Annotated in this window: 1 protein-coding gene and 1 pseudogene; both read left to right on the top strand. The window is 42.5% G+C overall.

The annotated features are described in order from the left end of the window. A pseudogene (locus R7P72_RS24375) lies at positions 1 to 175 on the top strand (type VI secretion system baseplate subunit TssE); the annotation flags it as partial. Then, positions 172 to 1418 (top strand): type VI secretion system baseplate subunit TssF (gene tssF / locus R7P72_RS24370; protein WP_318110878.1); only part of this gene is annotated, 1247 nt, incomplete at its 3' end. The pseudogene R7P72_RS24375 and the gene tssF, both read left to right, overlap by 4 nt.

The raw sequence follows: 1418 nt of genomic DNA, 5'->3' as shown, positions 1-1418 counted from the left end.
ACCTCGGTTAAGAAATCCGCACGTTCAAATTTCTGATGAAAAAAATGCGATAGATCGAACCTTACGGTTAGAAATTAGCGCAACTTGTTTGATTGATAATGATATCCACGAGTTGAAATTCAATTCGGAAGTCGAGCCTGTGAACTTAGGAATGAAGTTGAGTCGAGCGAAATGAGTGAAGAGTTTCTAAAATACTACAATCGTGAATTGGCCTATCTGCGACACAAAGGACAAGAGTTTGGCGAGCAATATCCTAAAATTGCGGCTAGGTTACGTATCAGCGAAGAACAAGTTGAAGACCCACATGTTGAACGTCTGTTGGAAGGTTGTGCTTTTTTAACCGCTCGGATAAGACAAAGTCTGGATAACAGTTACCCACAGTTTACGGAATCACTGATGGGACAGCTATATCCGGACTTTCATGCGCCAATTCCTTCGATGTCAGTAATCAAATTGAACTGTTCAGAGTCAACCACTAGTTCATTTGCTATTCCTGTGGGTGAAAGAGTCGAAGTTAGTGCCCCTGGATATCAAGATTGCCAGTTTCGAACCGGTTACCCGACAACAATGTATCCACTCGATATTATCTCTGGTTCATTTGAGAACGCGCCTTTCAAGCCTACTGGCTCTAAGTGGGAGCACAATGCGCACTCTGTACTAAGGTGTCAGCTGAGTGCTCATGATTCAGAGTCATCTATCAATTCCATGGGTATCGATTGTTTGCGTTTGTACTTAAATGGACAGACGCAATTAACACTCAAGCTATATCAAATGTTATTCCAAAGTTTGATTGGTCTTTCAATCGTGTTGGATGGTAAAGAAATCATGCCTCTAACTAAGAGGCATCTTCAATCGGTTGGTTTTGGGGACGAGGAACAAGTCGTCCCTTACAGTAAGAGAAGTTTTTCGGGATCTCGTTTATTGGTCGAGTACCTTCATTTCCCAGAAAAATTCATGTTCTTTGACTTGATTGAGCTCGGCTTAGATAAGTTAGAGATTCAAGGGCAGGTCGAGATTTGCTTTTACTTCGATACAAGCGATGACTGGCTACCAAAGCAAGTAGACGAGGAAAGTGTCATGGTTGGCTGTGTTCCCATTGTAAATCTGTTCAAATCAACCATGGAACCTAAACGTCTCCTTCCAACAGAGTACGAGTATCAATTATCTCCTCAGTACCAAGATGCAGAGAGTAATGAAGTTGTCTCGATTTCTGATGTTACCTTGAGAAACTGGAACAAAACTTACGAGCACTTACCCTGCTACCATTCAGGAGAGCACACGCACTACATGAGCGCGAGTGAAGTGTATTGGTTAATGAGACGAGAGGATAAAAACTGGGCCGGTGGCTACGATGAGCCTGGTCGAGAGACTTATGTTTCTTTTGTTGATAAGCAATACCAGTTGTTCAGCCCTGAAAG

Origin of the sequence: Vibrio sp. Vb0888 (genome assembly GCF_033338835.1) — a bacterium.
GTDB classification, from domain to species: Bacteria; Pseudomonadota; Gammaproteobacteria; order Enterobacterales; family Vibrionaceae; genus Vibrio; species Vibrio alginolyticus.
The sequence above is the reverse complement of the archived record's forward strand: the minus strand, read 5'-3'. Positions and strand labels throughout refer to the sequence as shown.